Source organism: Halobacillus sp. GSS1 (genome assembly GCF_017307035.1).
GTDB classification, from domain to species: Bacteria; Bacillota; Bacilli; order Bacillales; family Halobacillaceae; genus Halobacillus; species Halobacillus litoralis.
In genome coordinates this window covers 681208-701674 of record NZ_JAFLHE010000001.1, presented here as the reverse complement: position 1 = coordinate 701674, position 20467 = coordinate 681208, and the positions used below count along the sequence as shown (strand labels likewise).

Below are 20467 nucleotides of genomic sequence, written 5' to 3'. Positions count from 1 at the left end.
GCGGATCGCGCCAAAAGAGGGGTGGATCGCGCCAAAGAGGGTGCGGATCGAGCCAAAGAGGGTGCGGATCGCGCCAAAGGAGGGGTGGATCGCGCCAAAGAGGGTGCGGATCGCGCCAAAGAGGATGCGGATCGCGCCAAAGGAGGAGTGAATCGCACGAAAGAGAGCCCGAGTCGCGCCAAAGAAGGTGTGAATCGCGCAAAAGAAAGGTGGAATGTACAAACTAGCAGCGGGATTCACCAAGAGAGGAAAAGATAATAGAGAGAAAATTCAAAAAAGGTGAAACGTAACCGCACGCTCATTCGTTAGTATAGTAACCGGTGATGGTTGTCACTGCCTAAAGAATTTGGAAGAACCGCAAAAGATAATGGATTGGTTTTTCACTGTAAAGGGAGGGAGAGGTGCTTATGGAGATCTTGATGTTTCTCGTGCTTTTCACTCCATTCTTACTTATTGGATATTTTGCCTACAAATCTTCTGGTTATCAGAAAGGCAATATCGTCATGCACTTGGATGAATGGTACAAAGATCATACGAACTATGTGAAGGCTATTGAGCTGGAATTGAAAAATCAAGGAAGAAAAGTGACGAGCGATGGGAAATACACATTTGAGATTGATGGGAAAACATATACGTTGCACCCACAGATTGTTACTAATGCTCGCGTTCCGACTCAACGAACAGTCCTAATACCTGAAAAATGATTAAACTCACTTTGCTGTAGTGAAAGTTTTTATAAGAGGTTGAATATTAAGGAGGGACCTTATGAATTTCATCAATTTGATCATGGCTATAGCGATGATTGTGGCTCCAGCAATGTTCCTAATTTACTGGGGGAAATCAGGCTTCGATTTTGGTGGGAGAAAAGATGAAGATTAGGTGGGGCTTTTCTCCTTATTTACGTAGCGTTCTACTTTTACCATCATAGAAATCAAACGATAAGGAGGTGAGTCATGAAGATACGAAAAGCTGAACGGGTGGATGTTCCGACCATCGCAAAAATCCATGTTGATGCCTGGCTCGAGACTTATCGAGGACTGGTACCAGACACTTACTTGGATCGTCTCACCTATAAAAAAAGAGAAGCTCTATGGACGGAGAACATCCAATCTTCGAACATCATCTTAGCGGAAGATGAGGAAGGAACGGCCGGCTTTGCTACATGGCACTATTCCTCAACTTACGAGGATTCCAATGCCGAATTAAGTTCGTTATACATACGGCAAAGGTTCCAGCGCCGCGGCGCTGGAAAAGCTTTGCTCTCTTTCATCCTTCGTGATTTGCAGGAAAAGGGTCACCAAAAGATGAGGGTCAAAGTATTATCAGAAAATCCTGCCTGTCAGTTTTACGAAGCGATGGGCGGTGAAAGAGTGGAAGAGGTCACGATTACGATTGATGGGAAAAGCCTTAAGGAAGCGATTTACTTGTGGACTTTAACAGAAGAGAGTATGTCTTGATCGTTCGGATGGATTTATAAGGTTGATAAGAAAAGGGCCCTGAGTAATCACTCAGGGCCCTTTCTTTGAATGTTCCATGACCAGCACCTTGGCTCAACTTGAGTCCTAGAGCATGAATGCAATTTTTCATAGAAAAATGAAAATGGATACGTTTAAAAAATGAGCGAAACAGGTATGGATTCTGTACGAATTCGATGTGTATGGACATTCACAGAAGTGTTTCAGCTCCAAAATGGCTTACATAGTTGGAAGATAACATAGGCAGCTGAATGTGGTCCTGAGTGGACCAAGTTCCTTCGCATTTTAATCAATGAAGGGAGAATGGTGAAAATGAATAAAAGAATGATCCTATATATTCCGCTAATCGTACTTGTGATTCTTTTCACTTGGGGAATGGTGGAGCCCTATACGATAGATGTAGAAGAAGAAAAGGCTGTGATTCCTAATCTCCCTGAAGAATGGGAAGATAAAAAAATCATAGCGATCGGTGATTTTCAGGTAGGGATGTGGCTGGATAACGATGGACAGATTGAAGATGTGGTGGACCGCATCATAGATCGATCCCCGGATGCAGTCGTTCTCCTCGGAGACTATGTCTATCATTCCGTGAATGACCACCAGAATGAAATGGAAAAAGTTCAATCTTATTTAAAGCCTTTAACAGAGGAAGGCATTCCTGTTTATGCTGTGCTTGGGAATCACGATTACAATATGAGCAGCCGTAAGGTAGAGCCGAGCGAGGAGACAGCTGAACGAGTGAGAAGGAAACTGAAGGACATTGATATTGAAATTCTTCACAATCGTTCTGTAGCTCTGGAAAATGAGAGGGCAGATGAACCTCTTTATCTGACAGGAATCGGAGCGCGGTGGCCGGAAAAGGATGAGATTTCCCGCGCGTTTGAAAAAATAGAAGAAGAGGATGCGCGCTTCGTCATGATGCACAATCCTGAATCGTTCGATGAAATTCCAGAGGGAGCTGCATCAACCGCGGTTGCCGGTCACACGCATGGCGGGCAAATAAGGATCCCGTTTACCCCACATTGGTCATGGAAAGACCTTGTTGCTAAAGGGAAGGCCCGTGTAGATGGGTGGATGAAAGAAGAATATGGCAATGATGAAAACAGCCTGTATGTCAACCGTGGCATCGGCTTAAGCTTGATTCCGGTAAGGATGAACAATCCACCGGAAATTACTGAATTCCAATTGACTGGGGCAGAAGAATAAAGAAGCAGTCGCTGAATTGTTCACTCAAATCTATGTATATATTATAGGACTTCTCACTACAGGATACTGTAATTTTATTATGTAAACATAAACCTATGAAAAAAGCGGTACTACGCGATGAGTACTGCTTTTTTCATATTTTCAACGGATGACAATATGAATCTCATCCATATCTGACGTTTTCGCATTATTTTGCAGGACAAGTTTGGTTTGAAGGATATAGGTCGTCTCCGGATCATCCAAACCCAGTGTCTCTGGTAAAATGAAATGAAACGGATATTCACTTTCTTCTTTTGGATCAAGTTCACGGTTCATGAGAACGGTGGTGATCGGCTGTAAGAGGCTCGGTTTGTTTCCTGGACTTCTCTTCATTAAGTCACATTCCAGCCGCTGAATGATTTGCTGATTCGATCCACCGATCAAATGGAAAGATCCGGTCACTTTTTCTCCGGGAGCATATTCTGTCTTGGATAGTACCAAGTCGACCTTGGGCAGGCCTGGTCCGAACCAGTTGAACAGCTTCGCTAACATGATCAAAGCCTCCTTATCTCCATCGTTCAAGATGATGGGAACCTCAAAGCTTGAACTCTATTGATTCGATATATTTGTATCATATTCGACCCTGTACATCCCGTCAATCATTTTTCGAAAATTCAGCAACTGACTATAAATCGCTTCCTGAAAGGTTAATCTTGGAAAAAATCTATGGTAAAGTTATCTAAGAGGAGTCAGATGGATGGTCTCATCCATGTGATTCAATACTACTTATCTAATAAAAAACTCTCATTTATACTACATTCATACAAAAGGAATAGGATGAGACAGCATCCAAATTTTCTGCGGGAGACGTGAAGTGCCGAGTCGCTGCCGTCAGCCATACACCTTCCGTAGGCTCACCTGCATACAGGTATGATTACCGTGTGGAATTCAAATTTTATATAAGAAAAATTGATCGTCACAAAGCGGAAGAAGCGATTCATAGATAGGAGAAAAGTAGAATGGCAAAAAAAGATTGGTCCGGTATTTTATTTTTTATCAGCGGCGTCATTCTTTATGGTTTTACAGCGGTGGGGGCGGTAATTCATCTGTCCTTTATCGAGAGCTGGAACAATCCTCCGGGGATGTATTGGAGTGCGGTGCTGCAGGGGGGCCTCATGTTTCCGATGATTCTCAGTTGGATTCTCATGGTACTCGGCATCCTCTTTATGTTTTCAAAAGAATTGAAGAAGGCGTACCAACGGTTGAGCAATTAAAAAGAGCCGGGAGCGATTCCCGGCCTGCTTTTATTTGAAAATGCCGAACGGTTTCCCGATGGGCAGCGTGACTTTTCCAAAATGGACATTCAAGACGCTGGCGGCTGACCCGTAAAAGCTCATGATCGCAATCATTAATTCAGCTACGGCAGCTACCATATGCGTCGTGTGCGGCGCAATTCCGAGTGTCGACAGGGAAAGGCCGATGAACAGGAAGTCGATCAATACAAAAATGATGAACAACACTTTGTTCGCTTCCATGGCGCCGATCGTCATGAATAATGAAAAAATCAGGTAACCGACATAGGCGATTCCCAATTGATGCGGGTCGACCGCCTGGGCGGCTGCTTCTCCGAAGACACCGAAGTCGATGAGCCAGGACGTTCCGACTCCGAACCAGAAGAGTCCGAAAGCGGCAAATGCCGTCGTCCCGAACGTGTTGTTATGTTTCGCATCCTGAATGGCTGCGAACAGCTGGGCAAGCCCGCCGAGGAAAATCGCCCAAGGCAGAATGAAAGATACCCCGTCCGTCCATCCAAGCTTAGCTGAAGATGCCACAAGTGTAACCATAGCGAGTCCAAAAAGTCCGATCGCGGAAGGGTCTGCGGTGGTCATTTGTACCCGTTGCGTCGTTGTTGATTGATTCATAGATGATCCCTCCTAAAAAACATACTTGTTCAATTTACATAAAAAATAGAGGCCATGCAATGAGTTTTTTCATGTAAGCGAAACTTTCATAGATTTCAAAGCCATGGAGAGGAAGTGGAAGATGTTCCAGCATGTCATTACAGATGAAAAGGAGCTTCGCGAAATGACAGGCGAACCCAGTGAACTGGTGAACAATAAGGTGATCCATCACTTGGATGAAAATGCCCGGCAGTTCATCAGACAATCGCCGTTCCTGATGCTTGCGACTTCCGATTCGGAAGGGAACGGTGATGTGTCCCCCCGGGGGGATGAGAAAGGTTTCGTTCACATCCTGAATGAAAACTACTTGATTATTCCTGAGAGGCCGGGGAACAAGCGTGTGGATTCGATGAGGAATCTGCTCTCCAACCCTCATGCAGGTTTGATTTTTTTCATCCCAGGCGTTGAAGAAACGTTGAGGGTGAATGGACGGGCGTGCATCATAGCTGATAAAGATCTCCTTGAAAAAATGGCACACAAGGGAAAAGTTCCTTCCCTCGGCATTGCCGTTGAAGTCGAGGAATGTTTCATCCATTGTGCCAAAGCATTCAAACGCTCCGGACTATGGAAGCCTGGCACATGGCTTGCAAAAGAAGAGCGGCCGTCTGCTGCGAAGATGCTCGCGGAACACGCCAGACTTCCTGACCTGGATGAGGCGGCGGTCACGGAGCGTTTAAAGGAAAGTTACACAAAACGACTGTATTGAGAGGTGACAGGAACATGGATTTTCAAGAATTAGCAACCGATCGCCTGAAGCTCGTGGAAATCACGGACGATTATATTGACCGCTACTATGCCATCATGTCGAAAGATGAGGTCACCAAGTACTATGGAATGCCTTCTCTCACAGAACGGGAGCAGGCAGAAAACATCGTCCGTTCGTTCCGGGACAATTTTGCAGTGAAAAAGAGCATCCGCTGGGGAATCATTTGGAAAGAGACAGAGGCATTCATCGGAACCGTCGGCCTGAACAATTGGAGCCCCTACAGCCGAAAGGCAGAAGTGGGTTATGAACTCGACCCTTCCTTCTGGAGGAAAGGGATCACATCAGAAGCCGTATCGGCCGTTATCGAATATGCGTTTCATGAGTTGGGGCTTTACCGTTTAGGTGCCGTGACTTTTCCTCAAAATGATGCCTCATCAGGATTGCTGCGGAGATTGGGATTCAGAGAAGAAGGGGTGCTGAGAGGGTATCTCTTCCAAAATGATCAGAATCATGATGCACTCATGTTTTCCCGTTTGCGGAATGAGTTCCTAAAGGAAGAATCCTGATGGAAATCAATCGTTTCTTCCTGATGTTCGCAACGACGATGATGCTGATTTTTGGAGGCGTTTTCTCTATCCGTTACCTTCGTAATGGAGAGTTCCTCACCGCTCATCTCCTGAGCGCGCTGGCAGGTTTCCTTATCCTTATCATCGCTTTCATTTGGAGGCAGAAGCATAAAGGGAGAGGATGAATACATATGTGGAAATTTCTTTTTTGGTTAGTAGGGATTGGTCTGGTCTTCGGCGGTGGGTATTTTGTTGGGATCATCACATCGGATGACCCTTCCTATCAGATCATGATTCAGGAAGAGGGAGGAGAAACTCAGCCTCCCAATGGGGCGGTTCTGACAGAGGTCGACCAGCCGGCAAAGATGGATACCATGCTTGCCATTCTTCTCGGAAAACAGCCTGCTGATGGGGTGACTGTTAAGGAAAATGAACCGGATGCCTCTCTGAAACTGATGAGCCCAAAAAGGTCGGTCGGATTGACGGATCTCAGAATATGGTTCACAGAAGACGGGGCGGTATTGGCAGAGAGACAAAGCGATACATGGGAGGATCCCGCCTTTTTTACGATTTCGGAAAGGGATGCATCATATATCCAATCCGTGATTGGAGAGGAGGATGAATAGTGTGGAGATGGAAAAACTTCGCGGACCTATTTATTTTGTCGGTATCTGTATCCTGTTCGCCGGCTGTGCCGCTTCAAGTGGAATTAGCAGCCCGACCATTCAACAGCAGGATCATTCCTATGAACTGGAGGGCATCCAGCAGGAACTTCAGATGCTGAGGCAGGAAGTCGAGGTCTTGAATGAACAGCTTTCGGATGATGACACTACGGAACGTACGGGTACGAAGCGTACCTATTAAACATGGAGGGATATGTCATGAAGAATGAATTCAAGCGCTATTTCTGGAAGCGGTTCTGGTTGATTTTCGTTCCGCTTTATCTGATGGCGATTGGAAATGAAAGCTATATTGTTTCGAATTCCTTTTCTGAATTCGAGGACTATGGTTCGTTTCTTTATTTCCTGGTTTTCTATTTCCTTGGTTATGGAGCGATTACAGCAGGGATTCTTCACCTTTTATGGCGGGGCGGCAGAAAAATGGGAGTTCTGAATCGTGAAGAGGAGATCAGGGAGTAGATGATTCTTTACAGGTGAGGAAAGCCCACAGCCTTTTCCTCCGCCTGGAACTTTTATATAAATAGAGGAGGGGGAGCTTTGCACTTTCCACCAATGGAAACCGAACGGCTCAATCTGGTAAGCGTGAGTTCCAGGCATACGAACTTCATTTTGAAGCATTTCAGCAACAGCAAAGTCTGTGAGTTTTTATATGATGAAGAAGACTTGGAGAATTATGACCAGGCTCTGGCACTAGTAGAATGGTTTTCAAACCCTGAAGAAAAAGGGTACAATCGCTGGGTCCTCGAGAGTAAAGAGAGGGGCGGAATTCCTGTCGGTACCTGTGGTTTCCATTTATGGGACAGGCAGAATCGAATGGCGGAAATCGGATATGATCTCTATCCCGACTATTGGGGCAAAGGACTGATGAAAGAGGCGCTGGTGGCCTGTATCAACAGCGGCTTTCAAAACATGAATCTGAACCGAATCCACGCTTATGTAGCGGTTGAGAATCAACGTTCCTCTGATCTGTTGAAACGTTTAGGGTTTACGTGCGAAGGTGTGTTCCGGGATAAACATTATTATCAAGGCAGGTATTATGACCATTATACGTATTCTCTGCCCCGTAAAGAATGGTAAACCTATGCTGATGTAAAAAAACATAGATGGAAAAGGGGGAAGCAGGAATGAATGCTTCCCCCTTTACAAATTTCATAACCTGTTATAAGATGTAATTCGTAATCGTTACTATTAATCTAGCCGGGATTCGCTCTTTTAGAATAGAAGCGATCTATTTTTTTATGTGTTTTTAAATCGTAATAATTACTATTAAATGAAAGGAATGAAGATATGGCTAAAAAGTCAAAAGTAGCAAAAGAGAAGAAACGTCAGGCCATGGTTCAAAAATATGCAGCTCTGCGTAAAGAGTTGAAGGAAAAAGGTGACTACGAAGCGTTAAGGAAACTACCCAGAGATTCCTCCCCCACACGCCTGACCGGACGCTGTGAAGTCACCGGAAGGCCGCGAGGGTACATGCGCAAATTCAAAATGTCCCGCATAACCTTCCGACAACACGCCCACAAAGGCCAAATCCCAGGCGTGAAAAAATCCAGTTGGTAATACTCAAAAGCGGAGAGGCCTTGTTCAGCCCCGACAAGCATAAGAGTTTCAGCGGAGTGAAGTGTTCTTTCTTCACGCAGCTGAAACTCTTATGTCCTCGAGGGGCTAGGCCTTGGAGCTGGACGTGGTGGAAGTGTGGAGACACCCTGTTAGATGCGACAAGCATAAGCAAAATCACGGCGTGGCGGTCTTTGCCACAGAGTGAGATTGCTTATGTCTCGAGCGTCTGGGGTCGGAACCAGATAATACTCAAAAGCGGAGAGGCTTTGTTCACCCCCGACAAGCATAAGAGTTTCAGCGGAGTGAAGTTCTCTTTCTTCACGCAGCTGAAACACCTATGACCTCGAGGGGCTAGGCCTATAAACACAAAAAAAGCTTGGGTGATCCCAAGCTTTTTGTCATTGATGGTGATGTTTATTCAATAAAAAATCCCTTCAATCATTCATTTAAACACTTTTTTCATCTGTGTTGGAGCCGTTTCTTTCTTTCATCATTTCTAACTCAATTTGTTTCTCTTTCAAGTCAATTTCTCTTAGTTTTTCCTTATGGTTCAGTTTATTCTTATGAGCATAATAAGCTAGAGAAAATGCAACAATTAACGGTAACCAGAGCCAATCCAACATTATTTCCACCTCTCGTTCGTTAATTATGAATGTAATCCATTTAAACCCGTTTAATTATAAGCATTATAATAACCATTTAGTTCTTTACCATATAATATACCACATAATGGTATTAATCCTTGAATTACTTAAACAAATTAACATCGCATCCCATTTTAAAGGCAACCTGAATAACGCCTTGACCATAGAAAATGTCAAGGCGTTATTCAGGAAGTTATTTACTGTGCTAAAAAGTCATGCGAATTCGTATGCTACTTAAAATGTTTCTCCTCGAAAACAGAACTACTTATCCAGGTTACGAAGTCCCTACTTTTTACATACAGCGACACCTAAAGGATAATAGACGCCTTCACGTGGAGGCTCAATAGTGACGCCGCGCTGATTATAGATTTCTTTTTCAGAAAAGTCTTCGAACAAGTCCTCGAATTCCTTAGGGGTCAGTTGAAAGTAATGGAAAGGCTGACCGCATTCATAATCCCTTCCTTCGCCGAATGGAGTGGACAGAATAAGGGTGCCGCCTGGCTTCAGTAGATCGTACATACGCTGGACGAACAAACGGTCATCCTTGACGTGTTCGATCGTTTCAAAACTGAGAATCGTATCAAAGGTCCCGATCTCCTCCGGCAGAGAAGCATCCATCGCATCTCCCTGCTTGAAGGTGAGCAAAGGGTGATAATAGTTGTGAACCGCGTATTGCAAGGTCTCCTCACAAATATCCATGCCTATGATTTCATCGATCTTCTCTTTTGTATCTTTGGCTATTTTGAGACTTCCATAGCCGGTCCCGCATGCCAGATCCAATACCCTCCCATGGACATAGGGGGTGGAAAACACGTACCGTGCAATGTGCTCAAGGAGCATGTTGTTCATCGGGTCCATTTGTTTCGGTATGACCCGTTCGCCCGTATCTTCTAGCATATCAAGTTCACCGCTTTGTCTGATTTTTCATACTATGGACCAGTATAACATAGTCTGGTTTTACAAATGGATGACCGTACGTGTAGAAAAGAGGCAGCGCTTAGGAGGCGCTGCCTTTGGTTTGCTGCTGACTTTTGAGGTGGCGGATGGCCTTCAACAAATCCGCGGCACAGGCCCTGCCGAAGGGACCGGTCTGTTTTTGTTGATAAAGCAGTTCTCCCTCGTGGTTGATCAGGAAGCAGGCCGGTTCCCCGAATGAACGTATCCCTTCATTGGAAACTTCTCGATGTTGAGTATATACGCCGAATGCTTCGTTGATCGATAGGAATTCATCGGCCAAAAGCGGGAACGTGAATTTTTCTTTGTCCGCCATACGTTTCAACACCGCAGCTTTTTCTGCGGCAATCGCCATGACGGTGACATGCTCCTTGGAAAAGTCGCTGAGATGATCCTCGATCTGTTTCAAAAAGCGGACACATTCCGGTGACCATGATCCTTGGAAGAAAACAATCAAATGCCAACTTTTCTCATGAATCTCCTGATGGGATTCTAACAATAACTGTTCTCCGGTTACGGTGGGCAAGATAAAGTTCGGAACACGATCGCCGAGCCTGAACTCAGACATAACTGCTCCTCCTTTCCTGATGGTTCTTCTTCAAGTTAATCCTGAGGCTTGTTGCTTGTGACTTATATTTTATTGAACGCTTCCATTATACGGTTGAATCTCTTGTAAAAATGGCTTTCTCCTTTAGATTAACCAAATTTTAAGATAATTATAATAATTGGTGGGTGTCTATGAAACTTTTTCCTGTTTCCGACCGTATACACAGAAGAAGAGGAAATAGAAGAGAGGGTTACAAGATGAATAGGGAAAAAGAGTTATATGAGGAAGCCAAAGCACTCGTTGAACATAGATATCCAAGCGGTTGGGGAGGAGCAGCAGCGATCCGGATCGAGGATGGCACCATCCTGACGAGCGTCGCTCCAGATGTCATCAATGATGCTGTGAATCTCTGCATGGAGACAGGGGCGATTCTCGAAGCCCATAAACGGAACCAACGGGTCACGCATTCCCTGTGCATCGCCAGGGACGATGAAAGCTCTTCCTTTCAAGTGTTGTCGCCTTGCGGTGTTTGTCAGGAGCGGTTGTTTTTCTGGGGAGATGATGTGAAAGTCGCAGTGACTCACCCCGGCGATCAGCTCCTGTTCAAGACACTTGCGGAAGTTCAGCCTCATCACTGGTCAAGAGCTTATGAGGAAGAAAATGAAACATCTACTGAGTGAACGAGAGTTGCAGCTGTTGAAGAATTGGACCGGTGAATCCATTCAGGTGTTGCAGTCGGATTTCTTCCAAATGAATAGACAAGATTTTAAGAATGGAGTTTTTTCTACTAGTGAAACACTAGTCATCAATAACACACCAGCCCATTACCTCGTTTTTGAACTGAACACGGATTTAGGACCCGATTTTTAGGATGTCTTCGAAATAACCATCCATGAAAAGCAGACACCAAGCCCGCTCCCTTATGAGGAAGTGGGTGGGTTTGCTCATGCCACGCGTTCTTCAGGCTTATCGTTGTTCCGTACGATTGAAAGGGTCGACGTTTATCAAAAATGCGTAGGAACTTTTTATTACGATTATGCCCTGGTGTTTTCGATGGGTTATGGGGATCAGTTCTGCCTCTCTGGAGACGGTCACATGTTTTGGGTCAGTTTTAATCAGAATCGGATAGGTGAAAAGGTTGCTGGTTGTTCCATTCGCTGGAGAAGTGGAAAATGACATCCGAACATTTTCTAAGTTTGGAAGAATGGTTGGTTTGAAGCTATCCTTACCATCAATTTGGGAGTGTGATTTTTCATGAATGGCATCAACAAGCATGTCGTTCCATCCTTGAAATATGGCGTAGTGGGTTTGATGGTGTTTTTGTATATCAACATCCTCAGTGTGTTGGCAGCAATGATCTGGTCGGACCTCACTTTTGAATTTTCGTTATCCTTTCTGGATCACTCGCTGTACTCCTTCTCTGTCAAAGACACGGGTTTCCAGTGGAGCGGATCTTTTATTGTATTCGTAGTCATTTTCGGGATAGGTCTTCTCGTCTACTTCATCAAGCAGAAAGTGACGAAGGAGCGGAGGTGATTCTATGGGGATGTTGGTTTCTTTAATGATCATCGGGATTCTGATTGGGCTTGGATTCAGGTTCGGCATATTGTCTGTCAATCGAATGAAAGGTGGATTTAAAGGGTTGATTGCTCCCGATTCCTCTTCCATTACCTGCCATCATTGCGGGGAAAAGATGAAAAGGGGAAATGGCCACACCATCTGCCCGAACTGTTATCGACCATTATAATTTGTTCTTTGTTTTCTAATACTTTTCTTATTGCTTTTATTCGCAGGTTTTCCGTTTTTATTAGCGCTTTTGCGGATTTTATCGGCGAGTTTTTAAGTTTTATTAGCGACTTCGTGCCATGGAGCGAATGAGAGTTGCGAACGGAAGGAATCGTGCATCCAGCATCGGAATCGATGAACAAGATTGTGATTCTTAACAAAGTGAATCTAAGTTCCTAGTATTTTTTAACAAATGATGACAATAAACCCATGTCAGTATTTTCAATTTATTCCATACATGGTACGCTTTTATTAACAATACATACGGAGAGCGCTGACGTCGTGTGCTCGAATTTACAGAAAGGTGAGACATCGTGAAGAAATTACTTGTCGTTCTTTTACTCTTAGTCGTAGGATGCAGTGTCGCTGGAAAAGATGTAAGTGCGTTCCAAGGTCAAGTGACAGCAGTCAAAGTCGGCGGTTTAGAAGTCGAGTGCTCCTCGGCCGTGCGCAAGGGGGAAGTGGCTGAGTCGGAAGAGGGATGGCCCTGCCTCGTTCTCGTTCCTCCTGATACCCCGGTTCATACGGATAATGGTGAGGATCTGAAAATGGAAACGTTCAGAGAACAAGCGAGAGAGGAAAAGCTGCTCAAAGTCCGGGTGACGCTCAGTGAAAGTACAGAGATCAATGAAGATCCAGAAAGCAGGAAAGTGACAGCCAAGCAAATCACGGTCCTTGAATAACAGACATACATATAGTTGAGGTGTTGTGATTGAGAAGACTTTTGTTTCATCTGGGATTTGCTGTCTTTCTGATAGCTGCGATGATGGGAATGTTGAGTATCCGTGGAGGACTCGCTGACCGGGCGGAGATGGAATTCAATGTCCTGCCACTGATTATCTTCGATTTGATCTTCCCGGTTGTTTTTGGGATGTTGTTCGCTCTTCCTTTTCTATGGCGCAGATATAGAGAAGCCCGGCTGGAAGGTTTTGCGTGGCCGGAGTTTATCGGAATCGGTATTCCAAGTCTCTTTGTTTCCGTTTCCCACTGGTTGTATTACACAAACTTTCCACTAAATCCGGTGACGAAATTTTTCGCGATGCATGCGATCCAGGGACCCATCCTTTTTGGATTCATTTTTGGCTTTACCCTGATTCATTCGATTAGAAAAAGGGAAGATGCCTTATGAAAAGGATTTTAGCCACGGGGATGGTTGTTATTGTGCTCCTTTCCGCCTGTTCTCCTGGAGCAGGGGAAGGAGGGCAGCTGGACAGAAGGCAGGTGCTCAGCATGAATCCTGATGCGGACTTCGTGGAATTGGAGAACGGAAATGTCTATACCCACGGAACAGAATGGATCAGCGAGAAGCATCTGACCAAAGGTGAAGAAATCGCTATCGTTGAAGAAGGCATGGCGAGCGATCTCCCCTTAGGAACGATCCTATTTGAATCGAAAGAAATCCCAGCCATATTGATTGCTGAATACGACGGAATCACGAAACGTTATCATCTGGCAATGGGAGAGTAGAAGGAGGAGAAACGATGTCTATGGATACAAAAGTGGCACTCGTGACAGGCGCCTCTAAAGGTCTTGGAAAGGAAATCGCCTTTAACCTGGCGGCCTCTGGTGTTACCGTGATCATTAATTATAATCGTAATCAGCAGGCGGCCGATGAGGTCGTTCATCATATCCGGGAAAAGGGAGGACAAGCGCACGCGGTCCAGGCAAATGTGACCGAAGAGGAAGAAGTGGAGCGTCTGGTTCGGGAGGCTGAACAACAAGCAGGACGTCCCGTTACAATCATCGTCAACAACGCCACAGGTCCTCAGCCTGAATATTCCCTTGAAGATGTGACATGGGAGGATTATCTCGATCAGCTGCACTTTACTACAAAGGCTCCGTTACTCCTCACAAAAGCTGTCCTGCCTTCGATGAAGGAGGAAAAATGGGGACGGATCATCAATATCGGGAGTGAGGTCGTCGAACTTGGCAATGCGCATTTTTCCAATTATGTAACGGCGAAATCAGCCGTTGTCGGCATGACGCGTTCGTGGGCCAGTGAACTCGGGGAACATGGTATCACGGTGAATGCGGTCCACCCTGGTTTTACTCCTGTTGAACGGCATGGAGAGGTATCAGAAGAAACAAAATCTTCTTATCTGAGTGATGTTCCTTTGAAAAGAATGGGAGAACCGAAAGATATCGCCAATGCCGTACGGTTCTTAAGCAGTGAGGATGCGTCCTTCATTACAGGTCAGAACATCAGCGTCAACGGAGGGAAAACATTTTAGAGGGGTGTGTGAGTAGGATGAATCGAGAGACAATGACACGGACAAGCAAGTGGATCAAAAGGAACGCACGGCCTTTGGAGGCAGCTCGATGGCATGCCATGATGGAAGGCGGTTTGAAGAGTGAGGTCATTCATTACATACGCGCTTTCCAAAACGAGGATGGCGGTTTCGGCCATGGCATTGAACCGGACTTTTGGCTGCCTGAATCCTCTCCGATGGCGACATGGGCCGCCGGACAGTACTTGTACGAACTGGATGTCGCTTCTAAAGAACGTGTCGTCCTTGATATGCTCTCCTACCTGCTTGATACGTACGATGAAGAGACAGGCATGTGGCCTTCGGTTCTTCCTGAACACAATCATCACCCTCATGCCCCGTGGTGGCATTGGAAAGAAGGCGTCCAGCAAAATTGGATGTTCAACCCCGGCGCAGAACTGGCTGGTTTTCTCATTCACTGGTCGTATGAAGACAGTGAAGGGGCGAAAACGGGGTGGGCGAGTGTAGAAAAAGCCGTCGCCCATTTGATGGCTGTCGATTTGATGGACTTTCATGAAGTCAATTGTTTTCAAAAATTGATGAATGTCCTGTTCCGTCATAAGGACAAGGTCGCTGTTCATACCCCGTTTACATTCGAAGAAGTGAATGCAAAAACCGTGCTGCTTGCGGAACGGTGCATAGAGAAAGACCCGGAGAGTTGGGGCAGCAGCTACAAACCGCTTCCGCTCGATCTCATCCACTCACCGAAACATATCCTTGCTGAAAAGCATCCGGGACTGTTGAAGGAAAACCTGGATTTCTATTTGGAAACAATGAATGAGGATGGTGTCTGGGATCTGACGTGGGATTGGGGAGATGGATCTGAAGCTTTTGCCGTCAGCAAAAGACAGTGGAAGGGAATCCTTGCTGTGGATCGCTATCAGAAATTGAAGGCTTTCAATCGTCTGCCGGATTAACACCGTACCCTGTTCTTTCGGGGTACGTACATAATGGATACAAGGAGAAAAGTCATGAGAATCATAGACTTGAAACACATATCCACCCGGGACAAGGTGGATTTTTTCATACCCATTGGGGTAGCACGAAGATGGTCATCTCGAGCGGGGTTTATGAATGCCCGGATCTTAGCGGATTTGCCGCCTTGGAAGATCAAGAGATCATAGGGTTGATCACTTATGTGAAGAAGGAGGGGACATGTGAAATCATCTCCCTCGACAGTTTAATAGAAAAAAAGGGGATCGGAACATCGCTCATCGATAAGGTGGAAGAGGAAGCCGCACGTCTGGGATGCCGTTCGTTGTTTGTCATTACGACGAATGACAATATACAAGCTCTGTCTTTCTATCAAAAGCGCGGATTCCGTATCATGGAGATCTTTCATGATGCGGTTCAACGAGCACGGGATGTGAAACCGGAAATCCCCGCCATCGGTGATCATGGCATCCCGATCGTAGATGAACTTTTATTGAAAAAGGAGATTTGATGGAATGCGTAAGTGGCATGTCGTGGGTTCGTTTCTTGTTATGGCCGGACCCGTGCTCATCCTCTCCGGGGTGAAGAATACGTGGCTCGTCCTCTTCCTGATGGTGCCGGGAGTGCTGACTCTCATGATCCATGCTCTACTGGAGAAAAATGAGAAGAGCTTACGGTGTCGGCTAGGCCTTCATACCTATGAACGCGTCCGTTGGAATGAGGATGGGCCCGGGGAAATCATCGAATGTCAGCGGTGTGAAAAAAGAAAAGAAGTGATGAGAGGCTTTTAATGGATAAAGAACTACTAATGATTATGATGGAAGGGTCCGATTGAATAAAAGAAACTTCCTTACATTATGGAAGTTTTTTTATTCCCGTTTCAGAATGGAAGAGGTTAACGGATGTATTCTACTGATTTTGATGGCGGATCATCTAAAAATCCGTCTTCATTAAGCTCCACCTTTTCAGAAAAGTGAACCCAGTACTTCAGTTCCACGGAATAATCATCCGTCAGTTCCTGGGTCAGCTGAATCCGCTTGGCATGTTCTCCTAATACTTTTACATCTTTCACATCCGGGGCATCTGAAAATACAACTGTCACAACAGGAGAGACCTCATTTTCTCCTTTATAAACGAAAGATGCCGTTTCTTGAATGGCTTGATCACCTATCAACCATTCCACGGAATCAGAGTTGTGCTTGAGGATAGCCAGGCTCAAGCCGTTGAGTTGAGAGTGCATGAAAACGTAAATATAGTCGTCTTCGATTTCGTAATCCACGATATCTTCCGGCGGGAAGAAGTCATTCTCTTTCATCACTTCAACGATTTGTTCTTCCAATGGTTTGGCATCGTCTTCTTTCGGAGTGGCATCTACGTTTTCGTCATTGGAACAACTGGTAATAAAAAATAGCGCAGCAATAATCATGATCAGTTTCTTCAACGGACATCCTCCCATTATGAATCTCTCTTTTTAAAAATTGGAATTTACATCCAGGCATAGTCCTTTTTCCCTAAAACATAGAACCCTAACCGCCAGGGTCTAAGGGATCGATCATCGAACGATTCCTCCATGCCAGTCATGAAGGAATACAGCAAATTTTGTGTCTATTTAGAAAAGGAGGAAAGGGAATGAAAGGTCTGTTAGTGAAAGAACCGTGGATCGACATGATTTTGAGTGGGGAGAAAACATGGGAAATCCGAGGCACCCACACGAAAAAGCGAGGAACCATAGGCTTGATCAAAAGTGGCACCGGGCAGGTTTTCGGAACGGTGGACGTCGTGGAGAGCAGGGAATTGTCGCAGGAGGAATATAGAAAAAGTACGCATCTGCACGGGATTCCAGAAGAGGATTGTAGACAAATGCCCTACAAACGCACATGTGCATGGGTGCTGCAAAACCCAGTCCTTTATGAAGAACCCTTGGCCTATACCCATCCTGCGGGAGCTGTCATCTGGGTCGACCTGGAGAAAGCACGAAGATAAATCGAAGGCCCGTCCCTCTAAGTCAGGGGCGGGCCTTCGCTTATCTTGGAATCCATATCTTCGAGAAGTCGAAATGACCGAACGACTGAAACCGGACGTCCTGAATCATCGGGTGGAACGTGCGGACTTTCACCGGATGGTATTGGAAAATCAACAGCTGCTGTTGTCGTATGTATGTTTCAATTTCAGCCATCACCCGCTCACGCTCATCCGACGTATCCTGCCTTTTAAAAACCTCAAGTTTGTCATGAATCCACTGCAGGCCCCAATCCGGGAAGAAGCGTTGGAAGAAAAGGTTCTTGTTGTAAAAAGCTCCTAAAAAAGAGAGATGGGGGTCGAGCGAGGACACTTCTCCCATGAAGATCAAATCCACGTCGTTGTCCATCTCTTCCGTATAGAAATTGGAGAAGTTGAAGGGATGACGTTCGAAATGGATGCCATAGGCGGCTCCTCTTTCCTCCAGCCATTCCGCTTCCTTCACTGCACTCGGAAATTCAAGGTGATACAGTTTCAACGGTTCGCCTGCGTAGCCGGATTTTTTCAACAGTTCTGGAATCATCGCGCTCTTTTTCTCCAAGTGTATCGATCTTGACGGGGCGTAACTGCTCGCTTCCACATATTGATTTTCGCCGGGTCTTTCAGCAGGGTCAATGAAGGAGCGCCAGTCGAAATCGTTCGCCATCCTTTCGATATCCAGAAGGTGATAGATGACTTCCCGGAAGTGTGGATCCTGTACGATATTGTTTTTATGAAAATTGAACGTCAGAAAACGGAAGCCGGTTTCGACTTCATGCTTTTGAGCCGGGTTTGCCTCTTCTCCGTCTGCCACCGTGAAATTGATGATGCTCGCAGCTTCCTGGGAAACTTTGAAAAACTGGACCTCATCAAGTAACGGACGTTCTTTGAAATATCCGTCGAAGGCAGAGAGGACGAGCTTGTTCTCTGTGCGCTCCTTCAGATAAAAAGGGCCGGTTCCGATCCACTCGTATTCATTGAAAGGTGTGGCCGATGGGAGAATGCACAAATTCGATGCGGCCATGTATCTCGGAAAAAACGGATTCGGTTTCTCCAAATGGATGATGACTTTATAGCGGCTCGGACAGTCGATGCCCCGAATTCCATCCGTCAGCCAGGACGTAGAGGTTTCCTTATTCCTCGTTCTCGATAACGTGAACCGGACATCCTCACTCGTCAGCTCTTCGTCATTATGAAACCGGACCCCTTTACGCAAATGGAACGTCCAAGTCCTGGACGATTCGTCGACCTCCACGTGATGGGCGATGTGAGGGAGCACTTCATCTCGTTCCGCATCATATTTGAGAAGCGGATCGCCGAGCTGTTCGATCATGTGCGCTTCGAAGGTGATGGACACTTCCAGTGGATCGAGCGTCGTCAGTGATCTAGCCATAAAAGCATGAAGCACATCTTTCGGGCTGCTTTGCTCCCGGTAGCTGAACATTTTGCGGATATCATAGGACGCTTTCGCAATCCAGGACTTCGGGATCGGCAGGCGCAGGAGATGGGCCGCTTCATCCAGCTCGTCCCGCTCAACACAGGCGGTGACGAAATCCTCGACTTCCTTCTGGAACGTTTGTGGAAAGAGGAGGGTGGACGGTTTTCCGCGTCCTTTGCCTGGAATGTAGGTGAGTTTTCCATGAGCTTCCATTTCTTTTAAAATTCTCTTCGCATTCTTCTGAGAACAATACCAAATGGTTTCCAGTTCCTGCAGCTTAAACGAGATCGTTTGGTCCTCTTCCCGTTCATATAAATGAGCGCGCAATGAAAAATACCGTTCGTCGAGCATCGGTGCACCTCCTAAAAGGGGACAGATTTTTCTAAATTGTACCCTTTTTACCCCTTTTTGGAAACCCCATAATAGAGGGAACGAAGGGGGAAATCTTATGTTCAAAGAATTGCATCCCAACATCCGGATCCGGATTTATACATCTTTTCTCAGCCGGGTCGTCGGGGCGGCTGTGTTTCCATTCATGGCCATCTATTTTACAAAAGAAATCAATGCGACGGTCGCAGGAATTTTACTGCTGATCCAAGTCGGTGCCCAGTTTGTGACCGGCCTTTACGGTGGGTACCTGGCGGATATCATCGGCCGGAAACGCTTGATGGTGACAGGAGAGATCCTGAAGCTTGCGGCGTTCATCGGCATGTTCCTTGCCAATTCTCCGTGGTTTCAATCTGCGTGGGTGACGTTTTTCATGCTGTTGCTCATCGGAATTGCCGGAGGACTTGTGAATCCAGCGGCCGAGGCGATGCTGATTGATGTCAGTACAAAAGACTCCCGGGCGTTCATGTATGCGATCAACTACTGGGCGATCAACATGTCGATGATGATCGGGCTCATGATCGGCGGCTGGTTTTTCGAGAGGAACCTGTTCGAATTGATCGCCGTCCTCTTAGGGATCAGCCTGCTGACGCTCTGGATGACGAGCACGAAGATCACCGATACATACATTGTGAGCGAAGAGAAGGTGAGGGAAGGGTACGGACTGAAACCGGTCTTGAAAAATTACAGCCTCGTGATGAGAGACATCCCGTTCCTGGCATTCACGATCGGTGGAATTGCAATTCTGGGCATCGAATTCCAGCGCAACAATTTCATATCCGTCCGTTTAGAGCAGGACATCGCTTCAAACATGATGGATCTTTTCGGCCTGTTTTCATTTGAACTGGACGGCATCCGGCTGCTCAGTCTGCTGACGGTCGCAAACACCTTGTTCATCGTCCTGTTCACATCGCTTTTCTCAAAATGGATCAAGGGGAAAAAAGAAGAACCGATCATGTATGCCGGCTTCGCTTTATTCGGACTTGGTTATGCGTTCCTTGCGTTCAGCAATCACATCCCCGGCCTTTTCATCGCTGTCCTCGTCCTATCCATCGGTGAATTGCTGTATGTTCCGACGAGGCAGTCGCTCCTTGCTGATATCGTCGACGACTCACGGCGCGGAGCGTATATGGCTTTCAACGGACTCGTCTTTCAGTTCGGAAAGATCCTTGGAGCCTTGGGAATCATCATTGGGAATGTGATCGGCGGGTACGGCATGGCCATTCTGTATGTCGGCCTCGTGTTCGCAGGCATCCACTTTTCCAAAATGGCGATCCGTCGCCGGAAATCACCGGAAGAAATCGTCCTTGAGGCGAGTGGTTCATAAGGATAGCAGGACCGATCCCTACCGTCGAGTGGAATGAATTTCTAATATTTTGAAACA

The 20467-nt window shown here is 46.1% G+C and carries 33 protein-coding genes and 1 pseudogene; 26 read left to right on the top strand and 8 right to left on the bottom strand.

Going from position 1 to position 20467, the window contains the following annotated elements:
• Positions 1-12 precede the first annotated feature (12 nt).
• From J0K78_RS03640 to J0K78_RS03625, 4 genes and pseudogenes are all read left to right on the top strand, one after another.
• Positions 13-258 (top strand): annotated as a pseudogene (locus J0K78_RS03640) (hypothetical protein); the annotation flags it as partial.
• 149 nt (positions 259-407) lie between these two features.
• Positions 408-704, top strand: coding sequence for a hypothetical protein (locus J0K78_RS03635; RefSeq protein ID WP_206945431.1), 297 nt, complete (start codon positions 408-410; stop codon positions 702-704).
• A gap of 249 nt (positions 705-953) precedes the next feature.
• On the top strand, positions 954-1457 hold the full coding sequence (locus J0K78_RS03630) for a GNAT family N-acetyltransferase (RefSeq protein WP_206945430.1): 504 nt from the start codon (positions 954-956) through the stop codon (positions 1455-1457).
• Between the two features lie 330 nt (positions 1458-1787).
• A complete protein-coding gene (locus tag J0K78_RS03625; RefSeq protein ID WP_206945429.1) occupies positions 1788-2681 on the top strand; it encodes a metallophosphoesterase in 894 nt (297 codons plus the stop codon).
• 141 nt (positions 2682-2822) lie between these two features.
• Here J0K78_RS03625 and J0K78_RS03620 read toward each other — a convergent pair whose 3' ends face one another.
• Positions 2823-3212 carry a sporulation protein gene (locus J0K78_RS03620; protein ID WP_206945428.1) on the bottom strand — a complete coding sequence of 130 codons (390 nt, stop codon included), beginning with the start codon at positions 3210-3212 and terminating at the stop codon, positions 2823-2825.
• Between the two features lie 467 nt (positions 3213-3679).
• Here J0K78_RS03620 and J0K78_RS03615 point away from each other — a divergent pair, with 467 nt between their 5' ends.
• Complete coding sequence (locus J0K78_RS03615) at positions 3680-3934, top strand: hypothetical protein (RefSeq protein ID WP_206945427.1); 255 nt, start codon at positions 3680-3682, stop codon at positions 3932-3934.
• Positions 3935-3964: 30 nt separating this feature from the next.
• Here J0K78_RS03615 and J0K78_RS03610 read toward each other — a convergent pair whose 3' ends face one another.
• Positions 3965-4582, bottom strand: coding sequence for an acetate uptake transporter (locus tag J0K78_RS03610; RefSeq protein WP_206945426.1), 618 nt, complete (start codon positions 4580-4582; stop codon positions 3965-3967).
• Positions 4583-4703: 121 nt separating this feature from the next.
• On the opposite strand from J0K78_RS03610, the gene J0K78_RS03605 reads away from it, so the two are divergent.
• From J0K78_RS03605 to rpsN, 8 genes are all read left to right on the top strand, one after another.
• Positions 4704-5327 (top strand): pyridoxamine 5'-phosphate oxidase family protein, encoded by a 624-nt coding sequence (locus J0K78_RS03605; RefSeq protein WP_242517683.1) that lies wholly within the window; start codon positions 4704-4706, stop codon positions 5325-5327.
• Between the two features lie 14 nt (positions 5328-5341).
• Positions 5342-5893 (top strand): GNAT family N-acetyltransferase, encoded by a 552-nt coding sequence (locus J0K78_RS03600; RefSeq protein ID WP_206945424.1) that lies wholly within the window; start codon positions 5342-5344, stop codon positions 5891-5893.
• Positions 5893-6078 carry a hypothetical protein gene (locus J0K78_RS03595; protein WP_206945423.1) on the top strand — a complete coding sequence of 62 codons (186 nt, stop codon included), beginning with the start codon at positions 5893-5895 and terminating at the stop codon, positions 6076-6078. The genes J0K78_RS03600 and J0K78_RS03595 overlap by 1 nt, the downstream gene beginning before the upstream one ends.
• Positions 6079-6084: 6 nt before the next feature.
• On the top strand, positions 6085-6519 hold the full coding sequence (locus tag J0K78_RS03590; RefSeq protein ID WP_206945422.1) for a hypothetical protein: 435 nt from the start codon (positions 6085-6087) through the stop codon (positions 6517-6519).
• A gap of 1 nt (position 6520) precedes the next feature.
• Positions 6521-6757, top strand: coding sequence for a hypothetical protein (locus tag J0K78_RS03585; RefSeq protein WP_206945421.1), 237 nt, complete (start codon positions 6521-6523; stop codon positions 6755-6757).
• A 17-nt stretch (positions 6758-6774) separates the two neighbouring features.
• A complete protein-coding gene (locus J0K78_RS03580) occupies positions 6775-7032 on the top strand; it encodes a hypothetical protein (protein WP_206945420.1) in 258 nt (85 codons plus the stop codon).
• A 78-nt stretch (positions 7033-7110) separates the two neighbouring features.
• Complete coding sequence (locus J0K78_RS03575; protein WP_242517682.1) at positions 7111-7650, top strand: GNAT family N-acetyltransferase; 540 nt, start codon at positions 7111-7113, stop codon at positions 7648-7650.
• Positions 7651-7860: 210 nt separating this feature from the next.
• On the top strand, positions 7861-8130 hold the full coding sequence (gene rpsN / locus J0K78_RS03570; protein WP_206945419.1) for a 30S ribosomal protein S14: 270 nt from the start codon (positions 7861-7863) through the stop codon (positions 8128-8130).
• Between the two features lie 446 nt (positions 8131-8576).
• Here rpsN and J0K78_RS03565 read toward each other — a convergent pair whose 3' ends face one another.
• The 3 genes from J0K78_RS03565 to J0K78_RS03555 form a co-directional block, all read right to left on the bottom strand.
• Entirely contained in the window at positions 8577-8753 is a 177-nt protein-coding gene (locus tag J0K78_RS03565) for a hypothetical protein (protein ID WP_206945418.1), read from the bottom strand.
• Positions 8754-9059: 306 nt separating this feature from the next.
• The gene (locus tag J0K78_RS03560) at positions 9060-9671 is read right to left on the bottom strand and encodes a class I SAM-dependent methyltransferase (RefSeq protein WP_206945417.1); all 612 of its coding nucleotides are present in this window, start codon (positions 9669-9671) and stop codon (positions 9060-9062) included.
• 100 nt (positions 9672-9771) lie between these two features.
• Positions 9772-10296, bottom strand: a complete 525-nt coding sequence (locus J0K78_RS03555; protein ID WP_206945416.1) for a peroxiredoxin family protein — start codon at positions 10294-10296, stop codon at positions 9772-9774.
• A 236-nt stretch (positions 10297-10532) separates the two neighbouring features.
• Here J0K78_RS03555 and J0K78_RS03550 point away from each other — a divergent pair, with 236 nt between their 5' ends.
• Both J0K78_RS03550 and J0K78_RS03545 read left to right on the top strand, forming a co-directional pair.
• Complete coding sequence (locus J0K78_RS03550; RefSeq protein ID WP_206945415.1) at positions 10533-10955, top strand: cytidine deaminase; 423 nt, start codon at positions 10533-10535, stop codon at positions 10953-10955.
• Positions 10936-11145, top strand: coding sequence for a hypothetical protein (locus tag J0K78_RS03545; protein ID WP_206945414.1), 210 nt, complete (start codon positions 10936-10938; stop codon positions 11143-11145). Before J0K78_RS03550 ends, J0K78_RS03545 begins: the two co-directional genes overlap by 20 nt.
• Before the next feature lie 96 nt (positions 11146-11241).
• Here J0K78_RS03545 and J0K78_RS03540 read toward each other — a convergent pair whose 3' ends face one another.
• The gene (locus J0K78_RS03540; protein WP_206945413.1) at positions 11242-11550 is read right to left on the bottom strand and encodes a hypothetical protein; all 309 of its coding nucleotides are present in this window, start codon (positions 11548-11550) and stop codon (positions 11242-11244) included.
• Between J0K78_RS03540 and J0K78_RS03535 the strand changes: the two genes are divergently transcribed.
• From J0K78_RS03535 to J0K78_RS03495, 9 genes are all read left to right on the top strand, one after another.
• On the top strand, positions 11530-11811 hold the full coding sequence (locus J0K78_RS03535; protein WP_206945412.1) for a hypothetical protein: 282 nt from the start codon (positions 11530-11532) through the stop codon (positions 11809-11811). The genes J0K78_RS03540 and J0K78_RS03535 overlap by 21 nt on opposite strands.
• Positions 11812-11815: 4 nt before the next feature.
• Positions 11816-12022, top strand: coding sequence for a hypothetical protein (locus J0K78_RS03530; protein WP_206945411.1), 207 nt, complete (start codon positions 11816-11818; stop codon positions 12020-12022).
• 352 nt (positions 12023-12374) lie between these two features.
• Complete coding sequence (locus J0K78_RS03525) at positions 12375-12743, top strand: hypothetical protein (RefSeq protein WP_206945410.1); 369 nt, start codon at positions 12375-12377, stop codon at positions 12741-12743.
• 29 nt (positions 12744-12772) lie between these two features.
• Complete coding sequence (locus J0K78_RS03520) at positions 12773-13189, top strand: hypothetical protein (protein ID WP_206945409.1); 417 nt, start codon at positions 12773-12775, stop codon at positions 13187-13189.
• The gene (locus J0K78_RS03515) at positions 13186-13527 is read left to right on the top strand and encodes a hypothetical protein (protein ID WP_206945408.1); all 342 of its coding nucleotides are present in this window, start codon (positions 13186-13188) and stop codon (positions 13525-13527) included. The genes J0K78_RS03520 and J0K78_RS03515 overlap by 4 nt, the downstream gene beginning before the upstream one ends.
• 14 nt (positions 13528-13541) lie before the next feature.
• The gene (locus J0K78_RS03510; protein WP_206945407.1) at positions 13542-14291 is read left to right on the top strand and encodes an SDR family NAD(P)-dependent oxidoreductase; all 750 of its coding nucleotides are present in this window, start codon (positions 13542-13544) and stop codon (positions 14289-14291) included.
• Between the two features lie 17 nt (positions 14292-14308).
• The gene (locus J0K78_RS03505; protein WP_206945406.1) at positions 14309-15244 is read left to right on the top strand and encodes a hypothetical protein; all 936 of its coding nucleotides are present in this window, start codon (positions 14309-14311) and stop codon (positions 15242-15244) included.
• Between the two features lie 131 nt (positions 15245-15375).
• Positions 15376-15771 carry a GNAT family N-acetyltransferase gene (locus J0K78_RS03500; protein ID WP_206945405.1) on the top strand — a complete coding sequence of 132 codons (396 nt, stop codon included), beginning with the start codon at positions 15376-15378 and terminating at the stop codon, positions 15769-15771.
• Between the two features lie 4 nt (positions 15772-15775).
• Positions 15776-16051 carry a hypothetical protein gene (locus J0K78_RS03495; protein WP_206945404.1) on the top strand — a complete coding sequence of 92 codons (276 nt, stop codon included), beginning with the start codon at positions 15776-15778 and terminating at the stop codon, positions 16049-16051.
• Between the two features lie 104 nt (positions 16052-16155).
• Here the strand turns inward: J0K78_RS03495 and J0K78_RS03490 are convergent, their stop codons facing one another.
• Complete coding sequence (locus J0K78_RS03490; protein WP_206945403.1) at positions 16156-16701, bottom strand: hypothetical protein; 546 nt, start codon at positions 16699-16701, stop codon at positions 16156-16158.
• A 188-nt stretch (positions 16702-16889) separates the two neighbouring features.
• On the opposite strand from J0K78_RS03490, the gene J0K78_RS03485 reads away from it, so the two are divergent.
• Positions 16890-17243, top strand: a complete 354-nt coding sequence (locus J0K78_RS03485) for an ASCH domain-containing protein (RefSeq protein ID WP_206945402.1) — start codon at positions 16890-16892, stop codon at positions 17241-17243.
• Between the two features lie 40 nt (positions 17244-17283).
• Here J0K78_RS03485 and J0K78_RS03480 read toward each other — a convergent pair whose 3' ends face one another.
• A complete protein-coding gene (locus tag J0K78_RS03480) occupies positions 17284-19047 on the bottom strand; it encodes an ABC transporter substrate-binding protein (RefSeq protein ID WP_206945401.1) in 1764 nt (587 codons plus the stop codon).
• A 97-nt stretch (positions 19048-19144) separates the two neighbouring features.
• Here J0K78_RS03480 and J0K78_RS03475 point away from each other — a divergent pair, with 97 nt between their 5' ends.
• Positions 19145-20410, top strand: coding sequence for an MDR family MFS transporter (locus tag J0K78_RS03475; RefSeq protein WP_206945400.1), 1266 nt, complete (start codon positions 19145-19147; stop codon positions 20408-20410).
• Positions 20411-20467 lie beyond the last annotated feature (57 nt).